We start from the raw sequence: 18869 nt of genomic DNA on the forward strand, positions 1-18869 counted from the left end.
AAGGTAAGCTTACGCCCTCCCCCGATGACTATTCTTATCTTTGCAAGATGTTCGCCGCCGCTTGCCAGCAATATAAAAAGAATACTTCCTGAACAGCGCGTGGGATAACCAACCTGCATAGAAAATAATAGCGATGCAGCCATATAGCCAAAATGTAATAATAAGTGTGACTCCCTCATCACCAGATAATCAGCCAGTACATTGACCCCTGCTTGCTAGCAAGCGGATAAGAATCATGGCCGTTATCCAGGATGATTATTCAATCATCGCATTATCGCGTGGCGATAAATCACAGTGATAGAGAAACGTAATATACCGCGATGCCGTGGGTTATTTCACGCTGATGCCCGTAACGGTATCGGTTTTAGGATCCACGGTCATACGCAGCGTTTTCTGTTGCGATTCGTTCCAAAACGTTAACGCATTTTCATCGGACGGGCGCCAGCCGGTGCTTTTAAGCATCCGGGTCGCCTGTGCCACCGACTTACCCGGTAAGGTCTGTTTAAGCGAGCGACTGTTCACGGCATCAGTCGGGTGATGACTCGCGCTGGCGTTCTCGGCTTTGCTCTTATGGATGTCGCAGCCGTTGCCGTCGGTCACCTGGGTGCATCCGCTACGGGCCAGTTGCTGGCGGTAATGCTCAGAGATCGCCGACGCCTGGAAAGCCGTCGCCAGCACCGCCGTCGCGAGGACCAAATGAATTTTCTTTTTCATGACATTTACCCTTTGCGTTTCATTTAAAAATTATCGTTATTATCTCGACACTGCCGCATGTAATGGTGTATTACCCGGTGCAATTGCGTGTGAGTGGCTAAAAACAGAATGTTTCAGGCACCTTCGCACCGTTAAATATATGTTCTGGCAGCACGACTATGAATTTTTCTCAGCGATTTGATGCGCATACTGCAGACTACGATGTAATGATTCCCACTGTTTTTTCAGCTGGGCATCGAAGTTTTCTTTCAGTTCCTCATAAGATGAAGCGCGCCACATACAATCAACTTGTGAAACATATTTATGTAACTCACGATCATAGTTTTTGATTGTGGCAACATACCTTTCAAGATCGTGTTCCAATGAAAACAAATTCAGGGCGATATCGGAAAACGTTCGTTCGGCATGGTGATACTTCGCCTTTAAAATAACTTCCTTTTTACCTCCATGATATAAACCACAAAACATTAAAAATATAAGCATGCTAACGGTATACATACCCCACACTGGAATAAACATGTTTGTAACCTCGAACAACCATTGATACTGACGCTCAATATGTCTCTCTGGCCCAGCAGAACGCGATGACGTTAAACCCGGGCTGGCAGACAAACTGACGATAAAATCATGGGAAAGCTGATGTGCCTGTACTTGTGCTACCTGTTTTTCGGTTGGTTTTTGTACTACACCCGCCCGACTCATTGAATCATGCTGACAGCACCGGCATTTGTAAACCCCACTGACATTTCTTGACATAAACAGCCTTAAGAAATGGTCATTCTGGCGAAACTATTTCATCCGTATTAATGAGCAGAGAAAAGATATGAATTATAAATATATAGTTATATATCAAATCATTATATTTTTATCATGCCGCAACCTACGATCGTAAAATGGCGGCTGTTAACAGGGCTTTAATTGACATCAATATGAGAATTAACACTGTAAAGAAACGTAAATACAAAGATGAATTAATAAAAAACACGCGAAAGTAATCGATTTCTACCTGCCAATGACGAAGATAAGAAAGAAAATCAGATGGCAAACATCATCACGGACTAGCTCATAAGAACACTTTATTTTTGCCGTTAATTATTTCAGATATCTCCTGGGTACAGGCGGTAAAAACTGCGGTAAGCCCACCACCAGAAGCCTGGATAACCTGCCGCCAAAACGAAGGTGAACCGACGATTGCGTTGCCATAGCAAATAGCTCATTAGATAAGCAATTAAACCACCGACTGGTCGTATGCTGTTGACTGGCAAGCATAAGCACACTAGGATAGCTCCTGCTTTATAGCATCAATCTGTAGATATCGCGTCGGCACGTAGCGCAGCCTGGTAGCGCACCGTCATGGGGTGTCGGGGGTCGGAGGTTCAAATCCTCTCGTGCCGACCAAATTCTCAGATAAGTCAAAGGGTTAATCGAAAGGTTAGCCCTTTTTCTTTATCTGTGCTCTGCTTTACTCACGCACGACAGACAAGTAATTTCCTGCCTTTTTGAGTTTTCAAACTTTTCATCCTATTGGCCAGATAACTATCGCCCAGATATTCACCGCCGGTGCCCTGTCCTGATACCGATGATGCCCGCAGACCCGTCGTCTTCTGGCTGGTGGCGAAGAAATGGCGACTTTACCGATTGTAAATCGAGGAATAACTTCTATTATTCCTCGTACTTGCCTGCCATATGGATGATTACTATGAGAGTAAATGGGCTTACGAAAGGATTTTTTATCCTGATTTTGCTTGTGGTTAGCCTCGCCTTTTTTGATGTTCTCTCACCTTATTACTCGGCTATCTTATGGGCCGCGATCTTGTCGGTCATTTTCAACCCGGTAAAAAACAAGATACGTAGCCGCCTCGGGGAACGCAACGGTCTGGCATCGTTGCTGACCGTCGCCATCATTTGCCTGATAGTCTTTACTCCGCTGGCGATCATCATCTCCTCGCTGGCGATCGAGCTGAACGTGGTGTACACCAAACTTCAGCATAATGACACCCAGTTTCCGAGCGTCGTGGCAAACCTGATTGCTCATCTACCTGGGTGGGCCAGAAGTTTCCTCTCTGAGCATAATCTCGACAGCGCCCAGCAGATACAGAGCCAACTCTCCGACGCCGTCCTTAAAGGGGGGCAGTATCTCGCCGGCAGCGCATTTTTGATTGGTAAAGGGACCTTCGGCTTTACCATTAGCTTCGGTATTATGCTGTACCTGCTGTTTTTCCTGCTCAAAGATGGCCCCTATCTGGTCCTGACGATCCTTGAAGCGCTGCCGCTGTCTAACTACGTTAAGCATCATCTGTTTGCCAAGTTTGCCGCCGTATCACGGGCAACCGTCAAGGGAACCGCCGCGGTCGCGCTTGCTCAGGGCATCCTGGGCGGTTTTGCTTTTTATGTCGCGGGTATCGACGGCAGCATTTTGTGGGGAGCGATCATGGCGTTCCTGTCACTGATTCCGGCCGTCGGCTCCGCCATCGTCTGGGTGCCCGCAGCCATCTTCCTGTTCGCCACCGACCAGCTCTGGCAAGGCCTCTTCATTGTCGGTTTCTTCGTGATTGTCATCGGCCTGGTCGACAATATTCTGCGCCCGCTGTTGGTGGGTAAAGACACTAAAATGCCGGACTACCTGATCCTGATAGCCACCCTCGGCGGCATGGAAATTTATGGTATTAATGGTTTTGTCATTGGCCCGCTGATCGCCGCCCTGTTTATCGCCTGCTGGAACCTGCTGTCAGGTCGTGAGCATGCCGGCAACACCGATGAGCTTGATGAAGAGTTTATCGAAGAAGGGAAAATCAGCCGGGAGGAGTAATCTCGGGGGGAGGTTTAGCCTCCCCCGGTGAACCTAAAAGCGGCGTTCAGCAGATTACATCGGATACCTGGCCAACCAACAGAAACTACATTCAGAACAGCCTTATAAATCAGTACATATAACTACGTAAAATTAAAATATTGGTAAATAATTCTTACCAGTCAGCAAAAGAGTGCTAGTCTTCTGCCGTTAAAACTCGATGATAAAGGATCATGAATCGTGAAAAAAATCGCTACACTTGCCGTTTCCCTGCTGGCTATCGCCTGTGTGTCTACCGGTGCGCTGGCCGCTGAGCAGCCTCTGGAAAAGGTTGCGCCGTACCCGAAAGCAGAACAAGGCATGAAGCGCCAGGTGATTCAGCTGCCGCAGCAGCCAGACGAATCGGCATATAAAGTTGAGCTGATGATTGGTCAGACGCTGGAAGTTGACTGCAACCGCCATCGTCTGGGTGGTCATCTGGAAAGCAAAACGCTGGAAGGCTGGGGCTACGATTACTACGTATTTGATAAAGTGACCTCACCAATTTCGACGATGATGGCCTGCCCTGACGGCAAAAAAGAGAAGAAATTTGTCACCGCCGGATTAGGCGATGCTGGCATGCTGCGTTACAACAGCAAGCTGCCGATTGTGGTTTATACCCCGGCGAACGTTGAAGTGAAATACCGGATCTGGAAAGCAGAAGAAACAACCGGTAATGCCGTCGAGCGCTAAGCTCAGGCACTAATAGCCCGGCAGCAGGCGCCGCCGGGTTGCTTTTCTTAGAGGGCGATATCCGCCATTGGCTTATCACCAGACAGCGGTTTCAGCGTTGCTTCTGGCACCTCGTCGGCTGCCGTCACCGGCTCGTAGTGCAGCTGTAACACTTCACTGGTCCATGCCAGCGCCTGCTCAATTGCCGCCGGATTGCCATCCAGACGCATACCGTAAGAGGGAACAATCTCTTTCAGCTTAGCCTGCCAGGCCGCTGACTGAACCTTCTCTTTAAAGACCGTCTCCATCAGCTGCAGCATGATCGGCGCCGCTGTAGATGCACCAGGCGATGCCCCCAGCAAAGCAGCAACGGTACCATCATCATCGCTGACCACTTCGGTGCCCAGGCGCAGTACGCCCTTCTTGCCGTTACGTTTGATAATCTGCACGCGTTGACCCGCCTGCCACAAACGCCAGTCCTCTTTGCGCGCTTCAGGATAGTATTCACGCAGCGCTTCGTGGCGATCGTTATCTTTCTGCATCACCTGGCTAATCAGGTATTTCACCAGATCAAAGTTATCCAGACCAACATTCAGCATCGGCAGAATATTCGAGGTGTTGGTTGATGCCAGCAGATCCCACAGTGAACCGTTTTTCAGGAAGCGGGTTGAGAAGGTGGCGAACGGTCCAAACAACACGACGCGCTTGCCATCAATAATACGGGTATCAATATGCGGCACCGACATCGGCGGCGCCCCGACTTCTGCCTGACCGTAGACTTTAGCCAGATGGTGGTTAACCACTTCCGGATTTTCGCAGACCAGGAACTGGCCGCCCACCGGGAAGCCGGCGTACTCTTTCGCCTGAGGAATACCGGTTTCCTGCAGCAGCGTCAGCGCTGCACCGCCGGCACCGATAAAGATAAATTTGGCTTTAATGACCCGCTTTTGACGGCGATTGTCGGCATCCGCCAGCGTCACCGTCCAGCTCTTATCGGCGTTGCGCTTAAAGCGACGCACAACGGTACCCAGCTGCAAGGAGAAGTTATCGTGCGTCTGCAGCCCGGCAATCAGCTGGCGGGTGATTTCCCCGTAGTTGACGTCGGTACCGACTTCAGTGCGGGTGGCGGCCACTTTTTGCTGTGGATCGCGCCCTTCCATCACCAGCGGTGCCCAGGCTTTAACCTGTTGATGGTCTTCAGAATAGCGGATACCGCGGAACAGTTCGCTCTGCTGCAGCGCCGCGTAACGCGCGCGCAGGAAATTGACATTATCTTCGCCCCACACAAAGCTCATGTGCGGCACGCTGTTAATAAATGATTTCGGCTTACTGAGTATGCCGCGGGTCACCTGGTGTGCCCAAAACTGACGAGAAATATGGAAGGATTCGTTGATATCGACCGCTTTGTCGATGTTAATCCCACTGGCTGTTTGTGGCGTGTAGTTCAGCTCCATCAGCGCCGCATGACCTGTACCCGCATTATTCCAGCCGTTCGAACTCTCTTCAGCGACGCTGGACATCTGCTCGACCATGGTAATAGACCAGTCCGGCTCAAGCTCCTGCAGCCAGGTTCCCAACGTGGCGCTCATGATGCCGCCGCCAATCAACAGTACATCCGTCTCTTGCTCATGGCGGGTGTTGGTCCGAGGTGTATTCGAACCAACCGCCGGTGAGCTGGGTACGGCCATCTTTCTTTTCATCGGATTTGAGCCTTACTTTACTCGCTTTTATAATTAGCGCAGGTGAAACGATTTCGTGAATCAAGGTAACACCGAAGATCAAAAATTTAAATATTGTTTAAAATTTAAGTTGAGTTTTGAGATCTGTTATAAAAATGTTTAATAAATGTGTACGTTAAATCATATTTTGTACTGGTATAAGTGACGCGCCCGCGTTATCATCCCCTGTTTTGTGACATACCGCACACAAGCCCAGGCTTGTGCCGCCGCCGCTGACCAACCTGCGAACCGCTTATGCCTCAAGCCTCAAATCACGTCTCTTCCGCTTCAACCGGCGCACTTCGTCACGTATTACGCTCACCGGCGCTGCTGACCCGGGAAACCCTGGCAGGCGTGATCACTGCGCTGGCCCTGATTCCGGAAGTGATCTCCTTCTCCGTCATCGCCGGCGTTGACCCGAAAGTCAGCCTGATTGCCTCGGTGGTGCTGTGTCTGGCGATGTCGGTACTGGGTGGCAGGCCGGCGATGGTGACTGCGGCAGCCGGCTCGGTTGCGCTGGTAATTGGGCCGATGGTGCACCAGCACGGCGTGGGCTATATTCTGCCCGCCGTCATTTTGGCTGGTATTATTCAAATTTTGTTTGGGTTATGCGGCATGGCGAGGTTAATGCGCTTTATTCCGCACTCGGTGATGACCGGCTTCGTCAACGCGCTGGGGATCTTGATCTTCTTTGCCCAGGTGCCGCATTTCTGGAGCAAGCAGCCGCTGATACTCGGCCTGTTCGTTCTGACGCTACTGATTGTGTTGTGGGTGCCGCGCCTGACAAAAACGATTCCATCGCCGCTGATCGCCATTGTGCTGCTGACCCTGTTTACCGTTACCAGCGGCCAGCTGCTGCCAACCGTTGGCGACGAAGGGTCAATGAGCGGCGGGCTGCCCGGCTTCACCGCCCTGCTGGTCCCGCTCGACCTGCATACCCTGCAAATTATCTGGCCCTGTGCGCTGAGCATCGCCTTCGTGGGCCTGATGGAATCGTTGCTGACGGCAAAACTGGTGGATGACCTGACCCAGACCCCGTCAAACAAAGCGCGCGAGAGTACCGGGCTGGGCATCGCCAATATACTGGCGGGGATGTATGGCGGGATTGCCGGCTGCGCGATGATCGGTCAGACCATCGTCAACGTCGAAATGGGCAAAGGGCGCAGCCGCGTCTCAACCATTGCCGCCGGTCTGGTGCTGCTGTTGCTGGTGACCGCCCTGAGCGAAGTGATGGCGAAAATTCCGATGGTGGTGCTGGCCGGCGTGATGGTGATCGTCGCGGCGAAAACCTTCAGTTGGCAGAGCCTTCGCCCGGCGGAGCTGGCACGAAATCCGTGGCCAGAAACGCTGGTGATGCTGGTGACCGTCGGCGCGACGGTCGGGACCAGCAATCTGGCGATTGGCGTACTGGCAGGGCTTGCAGTGATGGCGCTGATTCCACGGCGCTGGCGCAACAAGCCTCAGGTTACATCAGAAACAGCGTTGCCAGACCGAGAAAAATAAAGAACCCGCCGGTGTCGGTGATAGCGGTGATCATCACGCTGGAGCCGACCGCCGGGTCGCGTCCCAGTTTGACCATCACCATGGGGATAATGACCCCCATTATCGCCGCCATCAGCAGATTCAGCATCATTGCCAGGGTCATCACGCCGCCCAGCTGTGGGTCGTCATACAGCCACCAGGTAATGCCCCCCATAATGCCGCCCCACACCAGACCGTTAATCAACGCCACGCCCACTTCACGCATAATCAAAAACGAAAAACTACCGGGCTGAATATGCTGAAGCGCCATTGCCCGGACAATCATGGTGATGGTCTGATTACCGGTATTGCCGCCGATCCCGGCGACGATCGGCATCAGGGAAGCAAGCGCCACCAGCTGTGAGATGGTATGTTCAAAGCCGTCAATCACCCGCGAAGCGATAAAGGCGGTGCACAGATTGACCGCCAGCCACGCCCAACGGGTTTTCACCGCTTTGCTGACCGGCGCAAAGACGTCTTCTTCGCTACTCAGGCCGCCCATTCCACGCAGATCGCTGTCGGTCTCTTCGTACACCACATCCACGATCTCATCGATGGTCAGACGCCCCATTAACTTCCCGTCCGCATCAATCACCGCGGCACTAAGCAAGTCATCACGTTCGAAGGTTCGGGCCACTTTTTCCGCGGCTTCGTGGGGCTGGAAGGTCACCGGATCCCCTTCCATGACATCGCCTACTCGCTTTTGTGCGTCATTGAGCAGAATGGTTTGTAGCTCCAGCTCGCCCAGCAGCAATTTATTGCGGGTGGTAACAAACAGCTTATCGGTGTTCTCCGGCATTTTTCCCAGCCGCCGCAGATAGCGCTGCACCGCGGCCAGGGTCATCTCCGGGCGCACGACGATCACTTCGAACTCCATGATCGCCCCGACGGTGTTGTCGGCGTAGCGCATCATCTGACGCACCCGCGCGCGTTTTTCCGGCGGCATCGTCGCCAGTAAGCGACCGGTCAGGTTTCGCGGCAGGTGCTGAACCAGATAGACCTGTTCGTCAATATCCAGGGTTTGCAGCGCATCCAGCAGTTCATGATCGCTCATCTTATCGATGAGATCGCCCCAGACGTTCTCCGACGCCTCGAGCAACACTTCGCCACGCTTATCGTTGCTGACCAGTTGCCAGAGTGCGTTACGCCCGTCGTTGGGCAATGCTTCCAGGGCATCGGCAAGGTCTGGCGGCGGAAGGTGGGAAACCAGCACTTCCACTTCGGCCAGATCGTCGGCGAGGGTGCCGTCGTCGTAGCGTTCGGCGAGGGTTAATTTGCCTGTCAGCGCCGAGGTGACGGCTTTATCGGTGGTCAGCAGCCAGATAAGACGGGCACGCTCTTCATCACGCAATCTGGCGCTTTTTTTATGCAACACGGACATCGGTCAGGCAATCCTTTTGAGAACAGGCGGCAGGCCAGGTGCCATAAGCATAGCGCGAGGAGGGAGAAAAAATAACCGTCGGGGCGTTCGTACGGCGGAAAAATCAACAACCGCGCCCCCTGTTGACCAGCAGGCGCAGGCAATCAGGCGGTGCGGGCCACCGCATCACGGGTCGCCAGCTCGCGCTCTTCCCCGGTCAGCTCCGTCAACTGGCCGCTTCGCATCTCCAACAAGCGGTCCGCGTGCTGGAAATAGTGATCGTCATGGCTGATGGCAAAAATGGTTTTCCCCATCTGCTGCATCAGCGGCAGCAGTACCTGATAAAACTCGCGGCGGAAGTGCGGATCCTGATCCGCCGCCCATTCATCCAGCAGAATGATATCCCGCTCTTCCGCCAGTGCCAGCAGCAATGCCACTCGTTTTTTCTGCCCCTTTGACAGCTTCAAATCGACGATTTTGCCGTTATCCAGCGTCAGCTTATGGGTCATTTTCAGGTGCTCCATCCACTGTGCTACCAGCGCCGGGTCAGCGGTGTTGCCGCCCTCTCCCAGCAGCTGGTCAAACAGCCAGACATCGGTGAACACCGCCGAGAAAAGCTTGCGGTAATCTTCCGGTTTATCCACCGCCAGGGGTTGACCATCGAGCAAAATCTCGCCGGAGGCCGGCTGGTACAACCCGGTCAGCAGCATCGCCAGCGTCGATTTTCCGCTGCCGTTACCGCCGATCAAAAAGACCAGCTCGCCGCGCTTAAGGGTCAGGTTAATCGGCCCTACCGCGAAGCTGTTGTCCGGATAGTGGAAGCTGACATCGCGCAGCTCTAGCGTCTGCCAGTGAGGATGCGCCTGCGGCGTCGGGAACTCGGCCCGGTACGGCGCCAGAGAGAAGCGATGGAGCTTATTGAATGCCACCTGGGCGCTCAGCAGCGTCGGCAGTGCGCCGACCGCCGAGAGCAGCGGCGTGCGCAAAAACAGCAGGGTCAGCGAATAGGTCGCCGCCACCGCGGTATTCGCCCAGCCAAGACCGTTGGCCATCCAGAACACCAGCCCGATTGCGCCCAGCATCATGATATTTGACCAGTTCACCGCGCTGAGATGGAAAGTATCGGCGCGGATAATATGGTGGCGATATTCGCGGGCATCCGGCAGATACAGCTGATTAAATACGTATTCCGCACGTTCCCGGTTGAGGGTCATCTCTTTGCGCCCTTCCAGTACCGTCTGATAATCATGATAGAGCTTGTCTTCGGTTTCCCGCAGCGTCGCCATGTGTTTATAGACGCGAGCCACCAGCACAAAGCCGCCCCAGATGGTGAGCGCCATCCACAGAGCGGTCACCATTACCATTTTCCCCGACAGCCACGCCAGATAACCGGCGGAACCAAACGTCAGGATAATCCCCTGCACCAGCTCCGGCAGACGCACGAACGCGATGGTGATGTTCCGCACGTCGCTGGTGAGTCCGGCCAGCAGCGACGCGCTGCCAATTTTCTCAACCTGTTCGATTTGGGTATCGAGGATCCGCTTGATAAATTCGCCGCGCAGGCGATAGACGAAATGGTGCCCGAGGGTGGTCAAGGCGAGCTGAGAGCCCAGCGTGACCACCATCAGCAACAGCAATAAGCCGAGAAACTCCGGTAACACCGTTAGTGAGGTATCGACCACGGTCATTAACCGCAGATTAATAAAGGCAATCAGCCCGATGCCCAGCGCCGCACTGAGCAGACTTAGCGCAATGACTGAGATAAACGGCCAGCGATACTGGCGCCAAACAAGGAGGAGGAGTTCCATAACACGCAATCCGGACAAGCAAAACAGCCAGCAGTTTAAACGGCCCGGCGATGACATCAAGAATAATTCTTATTTTTGTTATTTATTAGCCGCCAGATTACCCGCCAGGCGGAAGGTGAGATTGTAGCGACAGGCTCCGGTCTGTGGATGATCCCCCGATTTTAACGGCTGAATACCGTGATAAAACAGGCGCGATTCACCGCCCCACACCACTACATCGCCGTGCTCCAGCAGCACCCGCTGCAGTGGGTCATTCCGATGCAGGCCGCCGAACTGGAACACCGCCGGCAGCCCCAGCGACACGGAAACAATGGGCGCCCGCAGATCGCGCTCATCTTTATCCTGATGCAAAGAGAGTTTTGCGCCAGGCTGGTAGCGGTTTATCAAACAAGCGTCTGGGGTAAAGCGTGGATAGCCGCAGGCCAGCGCCGCCTCTGTCGCCAGCGTGGCAAATAGCGTCGGCATCGGCGGCCAGCGCTGCCCGGTCAGCGGATCGTCAGGTGCATAAAGGTAGCCATGGCTATCGGTGGTCCAGCCCAGCGCGCCACAGTTGGTCATCGCCACCGACATCGTATAGCCGCCCGGCGTCACCATCTGACGCAACGGCGAGCGGCTGGCAACCTGCGCGATAGCCTGTAGCAAAGCCGGCGCTCGCGAAGTGGCGAAGCGTCGCAAAATCACGGCACCCGGTGCCAGCGGCTCTTGCCAGGGTGGCGTATCGGCAAATAAATCGAGCATTATGGCTCCTCGCTGTGCGCTTCGCGCGTTAACAGCTGGGCTTTGCGGGCCGTTCCCCAGCGATAGCCTGAAAGCGCCCCACCCTCGCGAACCACCCGATGACAAGGAATGACGATCGCCAGCTTATTCGCCGCACAGGCGCCCGCCACGGCTCTTACCGCACGCGGCTGACCGATGCTCTGCGCCACCTGACGATAGCTACGGGTTTCTCCTGCCGGGATCTCGCGCAGCGCCTGCCAGACGCGCAGCTGGAAAGCAGTACCGCGGATGTCCAACGGCAGGTCGATGGCCTGACGGTGATCGTCCAGATGGGCGAAGACCTGGGCGACCCGCTGATGGAAATGCGCATCGCCAGGTATCAACCGCGCTCTGGGGAACAGGCGGGCAAGTTCATCAAGCAGCGGCCCATCGGCTTCCCCCGGCAGGACGGCACACACGCCCCGCTCGCTTTCCGCGACCAGACAACGGCCAACCGCGCAGTCGCCGAAAGTATAGATAATATCGATATCTGCACCGCCGCGACGAAACTGACTGGCGGTCATGCCGAGCGCAGCATCCGCCTGGCGATAGTAGCTGCTGCCATCAGGGAAACCGGCGGCCATCACCGCGGGCGTGACCTTTTCCCCCTGAGCCAGCGCCTCGCGTAAACGCCGCGCGCGCCACGCCTGCTGCCAGGCTTTTGGCGTCATGCCGGTGACTGATTTGAACAAACGATGAAAATGGAACGGGCTGACCGCCAGCGCCTGCGCCAGCGTTTCAAGGGTCACTGGCGCATCTTGTTCCAGCAGTCGGCAGGCCCGGGCGACTTTGTCCACTTTCTGCTGTTGTGGGTCGATGTTGTCCGGCTGGCAGCGTTTACAGGGGCGAAAGCCGTCAGCCACGGCCGCTTCGACATCGGGATAAAAGCGCACGTTTTCCCGTAACGCCCGCCGCGAACGGCAGGAGGGGCGGCAGCATATGCCGGTGGTCAACACGGCAAAAACAAACTGACCATCGGCGTTCGCATCGCGATCGCACACCGCCTGCCAGCGGCGCGCATCGGTATCAGCAATTATCGGTTTCATAATGGGCTCCTGCTTTAAGTGTATCGTCAGTCTGCATCGGCGCCCGTGAATAAAAACCCGAATTCTTGCGGTTTAATTTTTTTCGCCCACCAGGAAGGTGCGGAACTGCGGTGACATCCAGGTTGTAAACCCGTCACCCTCTTTGACAATCATATAGACCGCCAGCCCCTGTTGACGCACCACTTCCTGAGCTTTCTGCGGCCCTAGCACCATCAGGCCGGTATCCCAGCCGTCCGCTTCCAGCGCCGTCGGCGCAATCACCGTCACCGACACCAGTTTGTGGTCGATGGGCCGGCCGGTTTGCGGGTCGATAACGTGCGAAATACGCTTGCCATCGAGCTCATAATAGTTGCGGTAGCTACCGGAGGTGCTGATCCCATGCCCGTTGATATCAACGATCGCCTGGACGGCATTTTCACGATCGGTCGGTTTCTGGATCGCCACCCGCCACGGTTTCCCGTCGCCGTTCATTCCCCGGCTCACCAGCGCGCCGCCGACAGAAACCAGATAGCGTGAAATGCCCTCTTGCTCCATCAGACGAGCCAGATGATCGGCAGCGTAGCCTTCACCCACGGTCGAGAGATCGACAAACAGATCCGGAATATCTTTTTGTAGATACTGGCGATCCGCATGGTTAATCACCGTCAGATGCTGTAGCCCGGTGCGCGCTTTCGCCGCGGCGATCTGTTGCGGATCCGGTGTTTTCAGCGGTTGCTTATCGGGACCAAATCCCCACAGGTTAACCAGCGGCCCTACCGTAATATCCATAGCGCCATCGGTTTTGGCACCGATGCGCAGCGACATCGTGACGATATCGGCCATCGCCTCGCTCACCGGCCAGGGTTCGGTGCCCGACGAGTGGTTAAAACGCATCAACGCCGAGTCGTTTTTCCAGGTGGACAGCAGGCGATCGTCAGCATCAAGCTGCGCCTGTACTTTCTGACGTAGCGCCTGGGCTTTTTGCTGGTCCACGTCAATCACGCTGACGCGCCAGAAGGTGCCCATCGTTTTGCCATCCAGGACGGTGGCGGTTGGCGCAGGTGCGCTGGAGGTGGTGGCCGAATCACAGCCGGAAAGCAGTACGCAGACGCTAAACAGCGCGGTACGGAAAAAAGCGATATCCATAAAATCAGGTTCCTCTTGCTAAGGCGGCAAGATTACACCAGCAAGGTTAAACCAGGCATAAAAAAAGGCGCCAGAGGCGCCTTTTTCATAAACTTCGTGCAACTTAGAACTGGTAAACCAGGCCCAGTGCAACCACGTCGTCGGTAGAGATACCGGCGTTACGGGTGAAGTTGTTGTCATCCAGCAGGTTGATTTTGTAATCAACATAGGTAGACATGTTTTTGTTGAAGTAGTAGGTCGCACCCAGATCAACGTATTTCAGGATATCCTGGTCACCGTAGGAACCCATGTCCTTACCTTTAGACTGCAGGTAAGCAACGGACGGACGCAGACCGAAGTCGAACTGGTACTGAGCAACCACTTCGAAGTTCTGTGCTTTGTTAGCAAAGCCCAGGTCACCCGCGCGAGTTGCGTTGTAAGTCTGGGTGTACTGAGTTGCCAGGTAGATGTTGTTCGCGTCGTATTTCAGGCCGCCGGTGTAGGTTTCAGCGTGGTCGCCTTCACCCAGAACCAGTGCGTTCTGATCGTCGGTACGTTTAGAGTTGGAGTACGCGAAACCAGCGCTGATGCCATCAAAGATGTCATAAGTTACGGAAGTACCGAAACCGTCGCCGTTCTGTTTCAGAGCGCCACGACCGTTGTTGGTCGCGCCTTCGCCGCTGACGCTGCCGTTTTTACCCTGGTACTGCAGAGCAAAGTTCAGGCCGTCAACCAGACCGAAGAAGTCAGAGTTACGGTAGGTAGCAACACCGTTAGCACGGGATTGCAGGAAGTTGTCAGAACCGTAGGTGTCGCCGCCGAATTCCGGCAGAACGTCGGTCCAGGACGTTACGTCGTATACTACGCCGTAGTTACGACCGTAGTCGAAAGAACCTGCGTCGCCAAATTTCAGACCAGCAAATGCCAGACGAGTCCATGCCTGATCGCTTGAGCTTTCAGTGTTGTTCGCCTGAACGTTGTATTCCCACTGGCCGTAACCGGTCAGTTGGTCGTTGATCTGAGTTTCGCCTTTAACGCCAATACGCATGTAGGTCTGGTCGCCGTCTACGCTCTTGTCATCAGAGAAGTAGTGCAGGCCATCGATTTTACCGTACAGGTCTAATTTGTTGCCATCTTTGTTATAAATTTCAGCCGCATTTGCTGCGCCTGCTACCAGCAGAGCTGGTACCAGGAGGGACAGTACTTTAACTTTCATGTTATTAACCCTCTGTTTGTTATATGCCTTTTATTATGCCACTGCTTACTGATTACCCTTCTAATCAGTCGGCTATATTCATTGTGCTGTAAAATGCAGAATAATCCAACAAGAATATGATACGAAAACTTCTAAGGTGTTTCAAAGTTCCCACAAGATGTTTCAATTTGTAAATGCAGGGGAACTTTTTTGCACCATCAAAAACCACGAAAATAAGCACCAATAATCAAGAAAATAAATTTTTCCAATATAGTTCAATCGGTTACGTAGCAACATCCGTATAGCACTGAATGACAAAACAAAACGCACCCTTACGACTAGAATAATCATCGCTATCATCATTAACTTTATTTATTACCGTCATTCAGTTCTGAATGTCTGTTTACCCCTATTTGAACCGGATGCCCTGCATTCGGTTTTTTTTACCCTTCTTTACATATCTTGAATTTCCGCGTGTTATCCGCGATAAAAATAACGTCTATTAATCAAACAATTCGCCGATAAGAAAATGCTCACCGAGGTAATTTCTTGTTATTTAGTGCTATTTATCCGTGAAATTCCGTAAATAATTGTACAATATGAACATTGCTGTACATCTTACCGATGTTCATTTTTTTAAGATTATTCTCGCGATTAAACTTTGACGAACGGCAATCTGTAGTATGGATTTGATAAATTAGCCTTTATACTGCTAACAGTATTCACTCTGCTACCAGCCACCTGGTGCAATGCCCTGCTTACACACATTGATGAGTCGCTTCGCCACACGATGACCCAGAAAAAATTCTCCCTGATGCCTGGCAGCATCACCCGCTTCTTCATTTTGATGGTCATCGTCCTGCTGGCGACGATGGGCGTCATGATCCAAAGCGCGGTCAATACCTGGTTGAAAGATAAAAGTTATCAGGTCATCGACGTCAGCCATGCGCTGCATAAACGCATCGATAGCTGGCGTTATGCCACCTGGCAGATTTATGACAATATCGCCGCGACCTCTACCAGTACCGCCAGCGACGGCTTACAGGAAACGCGTCTGAAGCAGGATGTCTATTACCTGGAAAAACCGCGGCGCAAGACCGAAGCGCTGATATTTGGCTCCCATGACAGTTCCACCCTGGAGATGACGCAGAAAATCTCCAGCTACCTCGACATCCTGTGGGGCGCGGAAACCATTCCCTGGTCGATGTACTACCTGAACGGCCTGGATAACAGCCTGATTTTGGTGTCGACGCTACCGCTTAAGGACCTGTCATCCAGCTTTAAAGAGTCGACGATCACCAGCGTCGTAGAGTCCCGCCGCGCGGAGATGCTGCTGCAGGCCAACACCCTGGACGAGAGAGAAACCTTTTCGTCACTGCGCCGCCTGTCCTGGCAAAATGGCCACTATTTCACTTTGCGCACCACCTTTAACCAACCGGGCCACCTGGCAACCGTGGTGGCCTTCGATCTCCCCATCAATGACCTGATACCGCCCGGCATGCTGCTGGATAATTTCCGGATTGAGCCTGACCCGGCACAAAGCGGTACCACCAGCACGGATAAAGAAGCCTCTGACAGCATCAGTATCGACTTTAACGGTACCAAAATTGAGATGACCACCAGCATCAATACCACCGGTATGCGGCTAATTTGGGTCGTACCGTTTGGTACTTTGATCATGGAATCGCTGCAGAATGTTCTGTTGCCGCTGCTGCTGATTATCGGACTGCTGGCTTTAACCTTGTTCGGCTTTACCACCTTTCGTCACTACGGCGGCCGCACGCGCCAGACCGGCACCGGCGTCTCTGCTGCCGCCAATAGCGAATTACGCACCCAACGCGCCATTAATGAAGAGATTGTCTCGCTGCTGCCGCTGGGGTTGCTGGTCCACGACCTGGAAACTAACCGCACGATAATCAGCAACCCGATAGCCGATCACTTGCTACCGCATCTTAATCTGCAGAACATCACCAATATGGCGGACCAGCATCAAGGGGTAATTCAGGCAACGATCAATAATGAACTGTTTGAAATTCGCCTCTATCGCAGCCAGGTCGCTCCGCGCACGCAGATCTTCATTATTCGCGATCAGGACCGGGAAGTGTTGGTCAATAAAAAGCTCAAGCAGGCTCAGCGTCTGTATGAGAAAAACCAGCAGGGTCGCGCAGCATTTATGGCGCACATCGGTAGCGCTCTGAAAGCCCCGGCGCAAAGCCTGGCGGAAGAAGCTGCGGCCCTCGGTATCGAGCATAGCCTCCAGCTGTCGCAGCATGCGGACCAGTTAGTGCAGCTGGTGGACGACATTCAGCTGGCTAATCTGCTGGAAAACGACAGCTGGAAGAGCCAGCCGGCGCGGTTCTCGATTCAGGAACTGATTGATGAAGTGGTGCCTGAAGTCCTGCCGGTGATCAAACGTAAAGGGTTACAGCTGCTGATTAACAACGCGTTGCCGGCCAATGAACAGCGTTATGGCGATCGTGACGCCCTGCGCCGCACGTTGCTGATGCTTATTCAATATTCGGTGACGACTACGCAAATTGGCAAAATCACTCTCGATGTGAGCAAAGATGAGTCGGCCGACGACCGGCTAACCTTCCGTATTCTGGACACCGGCAACGGCGTATCCGGCAACGAAATCGACAACATGCACTTCCCGTTCCTTAACGAGACCCAGTCCGATCTGTATGGCAAAGCCAACGCCCTGACCTTCTGGCTCTGCGATCGTCTGACGCGCAAGCTCGGCGGTCAGCTGAATATTAAGGCACGAGAGTCGCTGGGCACCCGCTATTCATTGCATCTCAAAATGCCGGCCAGCAGCGAAGCGGCCGAAGCAGGCGAACACCTGCTGGATGATGTGGTGGTAATGCTGGATATTACCGCCCATGAAGTGCGGAAAATCGTAGTACGCCAGCTTGAAAACTGGGGAGCGACCTGCATCACCCCGGACGAGCGGCTGACAAGTCAAGAATACGATCTGTTTTTAACAGATAATCCGTCTAATCTTACTGCTTCCGGCTTGCTTTTAAGCGATGATGAGGTTGGGATACGCAAAATTGGCCCAGGCCAACTGTGTGTCAACTTTAATATCAGCACAGCCATGCAGGAAGCGATTCTGCAACTGATTGAACAGCAGCTGGCGCAGGAAGAGGAGCAATCCACCCCTGCTGGAAGCGAAAGTAACGCCGAACTCCACGCCAGCGGCTATTACGCACTATTTGCCGACACGGTTCCGGATGATGTTCAGAGACTGTATACTGAACTAGCAACCAGTGATTTAGCTGCGCTGGCGCAGACAGCGCACCGCCTCAAAGGGGCGTTTGCTATGCTTAATCTGATACCCGGCAAACAGTTATGTGAAACGCTAGAGCATCTGATTCGCGAGAAAGATGTGCAAGGCATAGAAAAATATATCAGCGACATTGACGTCTACGTCAAGAGCTTGCTGTAGCAAGGTAGCCTATACATGAACACGATGAACGTAATTATTGCCGATGACCACCCGATCGTACTGTTCGGTATTCGTAAATCCCTTGAGCAAATCGAGTGGGTAAACGTTGTTGGCGAATTTGAAGATTCGACTGCACTGATTAACAATCTGCCCAAATTAGACGCCCACGTTCTGATTACCGATCTGTCGATGCCCGGTGACAAATACGGCGATGGGATCACCTTGATCAAATATATCAAGCGTCACTTCCCTGACCTGTCGATCATCGTGCTGACGATGAACAACAACCCGGCGATCCTCAGCGCAGTGCTGGATCTGGATATCGAAGGGATTGTGCTGAAACAAGGCGCGCCGACCGATCTGCCGAAAGCGCTGGCCGCCCTGCAGAAAGGCAAAAAATTCACCCCAGAAAGCGTTGCGCGTCTGCTGGAAAAAATCAGCGCCAGCGGTTACGGTGATAAGCGCCTGTCGCCGAAAGAGAGTGAAGTGCTGCGCCTGTTCGCCGAAGGTTTCCTCGTGACCGAGATCGCCAAAAAGCTTAACCGCAGCATCAAAACCATCAGCAGCCAGAAAAAATCGGCCATGATGAAGCTGGGCGTCGAGAACGACATTGCCCTGCTGAACTACCTCTCTTCCGTGACGCTGAGCGCCACCGACAAAGAGTAATGTTCAGCTACCCGGATGATGGCGCCACGCGCCT

14 protein-coding genes and 1 tRNA gene are annotated in these 18869 nt (G+C 53.6%); 6 read left to right on the forward strand and 9 right to left on the reverse strand.

Translation table 11 applies throughout. From position 1 onward, the window contains the following. Nucleotides 1-330 precede the first annotated feature (330 nt). Both ACMYSO_RS06775 and ACMYSO_RS06780 read right to left on the reverse strand, forming a co-directional pair. Nucleotides 331-714, reverse strand: coding sequence for a hypothetical protein (locus ACMYSO_RS06775; protein ID WP_434669888.1), 384 nt, complete (start codon nt 712-714; stop codon nt 331-333). 156 nt (nt 715-870) lie between these two features. Then, nucleotides 871-1470, reverse strand: coding sequence for a hypothetical protein (locus tag ACMYSO_RS06780; RefSeq protein ID WP_434669889.1), 600 nt, complete (start codon nt 1468-1470; stop codon nt 871-873). Between the two features lie 565 nt (nt 1471-2035). On the opposite strand from ACMYSO_RS06780, the gene ACMYSO_RS06785 reads away from it, so the two are divergent. From ACMYSO_RS06785 to eco, 3 genes are all read left to right on the forward strand, one after another. Continuing rightward, a tRNA-Pro gene (locus tag ACMYSO_RS06785) sits at nt 2036-2112 on the forward strand. A gap of 301 nt (nt 2113-2413) precedes the next feature. Beyond that, entirely contained in the window at nt 2414-3523 is a 1110-nt protein-coding gene (locus ACMYSO_RS06790; protein WP_434669890.1) for an AI-2E family transporter, read from the forward strand. Between the two features lie 219 nt (nt 3524-3742). Further along, nucleotides 3743-4234 (forward strand): serine protease inhibitor ecotin, encoded by a 492-nt coding sequence (eco, locus tag ACMYSO_RS06795; protein WP_434669891.1) that lies wholly within the window; start codon nt 3743-3745, stop codon nt 4232-4234. A 47-nt stretch (nt 4235-4281) separates the two neighbouring features. Here the strand turns inward: eco and mqo are convergent, their stop codons facing one another. Beyond that, the gene (gene mqo, locus ACMYSO_RS06800) at nt 4282-5913 is read right to left on the reverse strand and encodes a malate dehydrogenase (quinone) (RefSeq protein ID WP_434583804.1); all 1632 of its coding nucleotides are present in this window, start codon (nt 5911-5913) and stop codon (nt 4282-4284) included. Nucleotides 5914-6186: 273 nt separating this feature from the next. Here mqo and ACMYSO_RS06805 point away from each other — a divergent pair, with 273 nt between their 5' ends. Then, nucleotides 6187-7434, forward strand: a complete 1248-nt coding sequence (locus ACMYSO_RS06805) for a SulP family inorganic anion transporter (RefSeq protein WP_434669892.1) — start codon at nt 6187-6189, stop codon at nt 7432-7434. On the opposite strand, the gene mgtE is transcribed toward ACMYSO_RS06805, so the two are convergent. The 6 genes from mgtE to ompK36 all read right to left on the reverse strand — a co-directional run bounded on the left by mgtE (nt 7397) and on the right by ompK36 (nt 14742). Next, nucleotides 7397-8833 carry a magnesium transporter gene (mgtE, locus tag ACMYSO_RS06810; protein WP_434669893.1) on the reverse strand — a complete coding sequence of 479 codons (1437 nt, stop codon included), beginning with the start codon at nt 8831-8833 and terminating at the stop codon, nt 7397-7399. The two genes, ACMYSO_RS06805 and mgtE, sit on opposite strands and share 38 nt — an antisense overlap. 143 nt (nt 8834-8976) lie before the next feature. Further along, complete coding sequence (locus ACMYSO_RS06815; protein ID WP_434669895.1) at nt 8977-10620, reverse strand: multidrug ABC transporter permease/ATP-binding protein; 1644 nt, start codon at nt 10618-10620, stop codon at nt 8977-8979. 78 nt (nt 10621-10698) lie between these two features. Continuing rightward, nucleotides 10699-11358, reverse strand: coding sequence for a DNA oxidative demethylase AlkB (gene alkB / locus ACMYSO_RS06820; protein WP_434669896.1), 660 nt, complete (start codon nt 11356-11358; stop codon nt 10699-10701). After that, nucleotides 11358-12422 carry a bifunctional DNA-binding transcriptional regulator/O6-methylguanine-DNA methyltransferase Ada gene (ada, locus tag ACMYSO_RS06825; RefSeq protein ID WP_434669897.1) on the reverse strand — a complete coding sequence of 355 codons (1065 nt, stop codon included), beginning with the start codon at nt 12420-12422 and terminating at the stop codon, nt 11358-11360. The genes alkB and ada overlap by 1 nt, the downstream gene beginning before the upstream one ends. A 72-nt stretch (nt 12423-12494) precedes the next feature. Continuing rightward, the gene (apbE, locus tag ACMYSO_RS06830) at nt 12495-13547 is read right to left on the reverse strand and encodes an FAD:protein FMN transferase ApbE (protein ID WP_434669898.1); all 1053 of its coding nucleotides are present in this window, start codon (nt 13545-13547) and stop codon (nt 12495-12497) included. Nucleotides 13548-13650: 103 nt separating this feature from the next. Next, on the reverse strand, nt 13651-14742 hold the full coding sequence (ompK36, locus tag ACMYSO_RS06835; protein ID WP_434669899.1) for a porin OmpK36: 1092 nt from the start codon (nt 14740-14742) through the stop codon (nt 13651-13653). A 769-nt stretch (nt 14743-15511) separates the two neighbouring features. Here ompK36 and rcsD point away from each other — a divergent pair. Beyond that, nucleotides 15512-18169 (forward strand): phosphotransferase RcsD, encoded by a 2658-nt coding sequence (gene rcsD, locus ACMYSO_RS06840; protein WP_434669900.1) that lies wholly within the window; start codon nt 15512-15514, stop codon nt 18167-18169. Nucleotides 18170-18184: 15 nt separating this feature from the next. After that, nucleotides 18185-18835 carry a response regulator transcription factor RcsB gene (gene rcsB, locus ACMYSO_RS06845; RefSeq protein WP_123755198.1) on the forward strand — a complete coding sequence of 217 codons (651 nt, stop codon included), beginning with the start codon at nt 18185-18187 and terminating at the stop codon, nt 18833-18835. The last annotated feature ends 34 nt before the right edge of the window (nt 18836-18869 follow it).

This window comes from Klebsiella sp. B345, from assembly GCF_051131735.1.
GTDB lineage: Bacteria > Pseudomonadota > Gammaproteobacteria > Enterobacterales > Enterobacteriaceae > Klebsiella.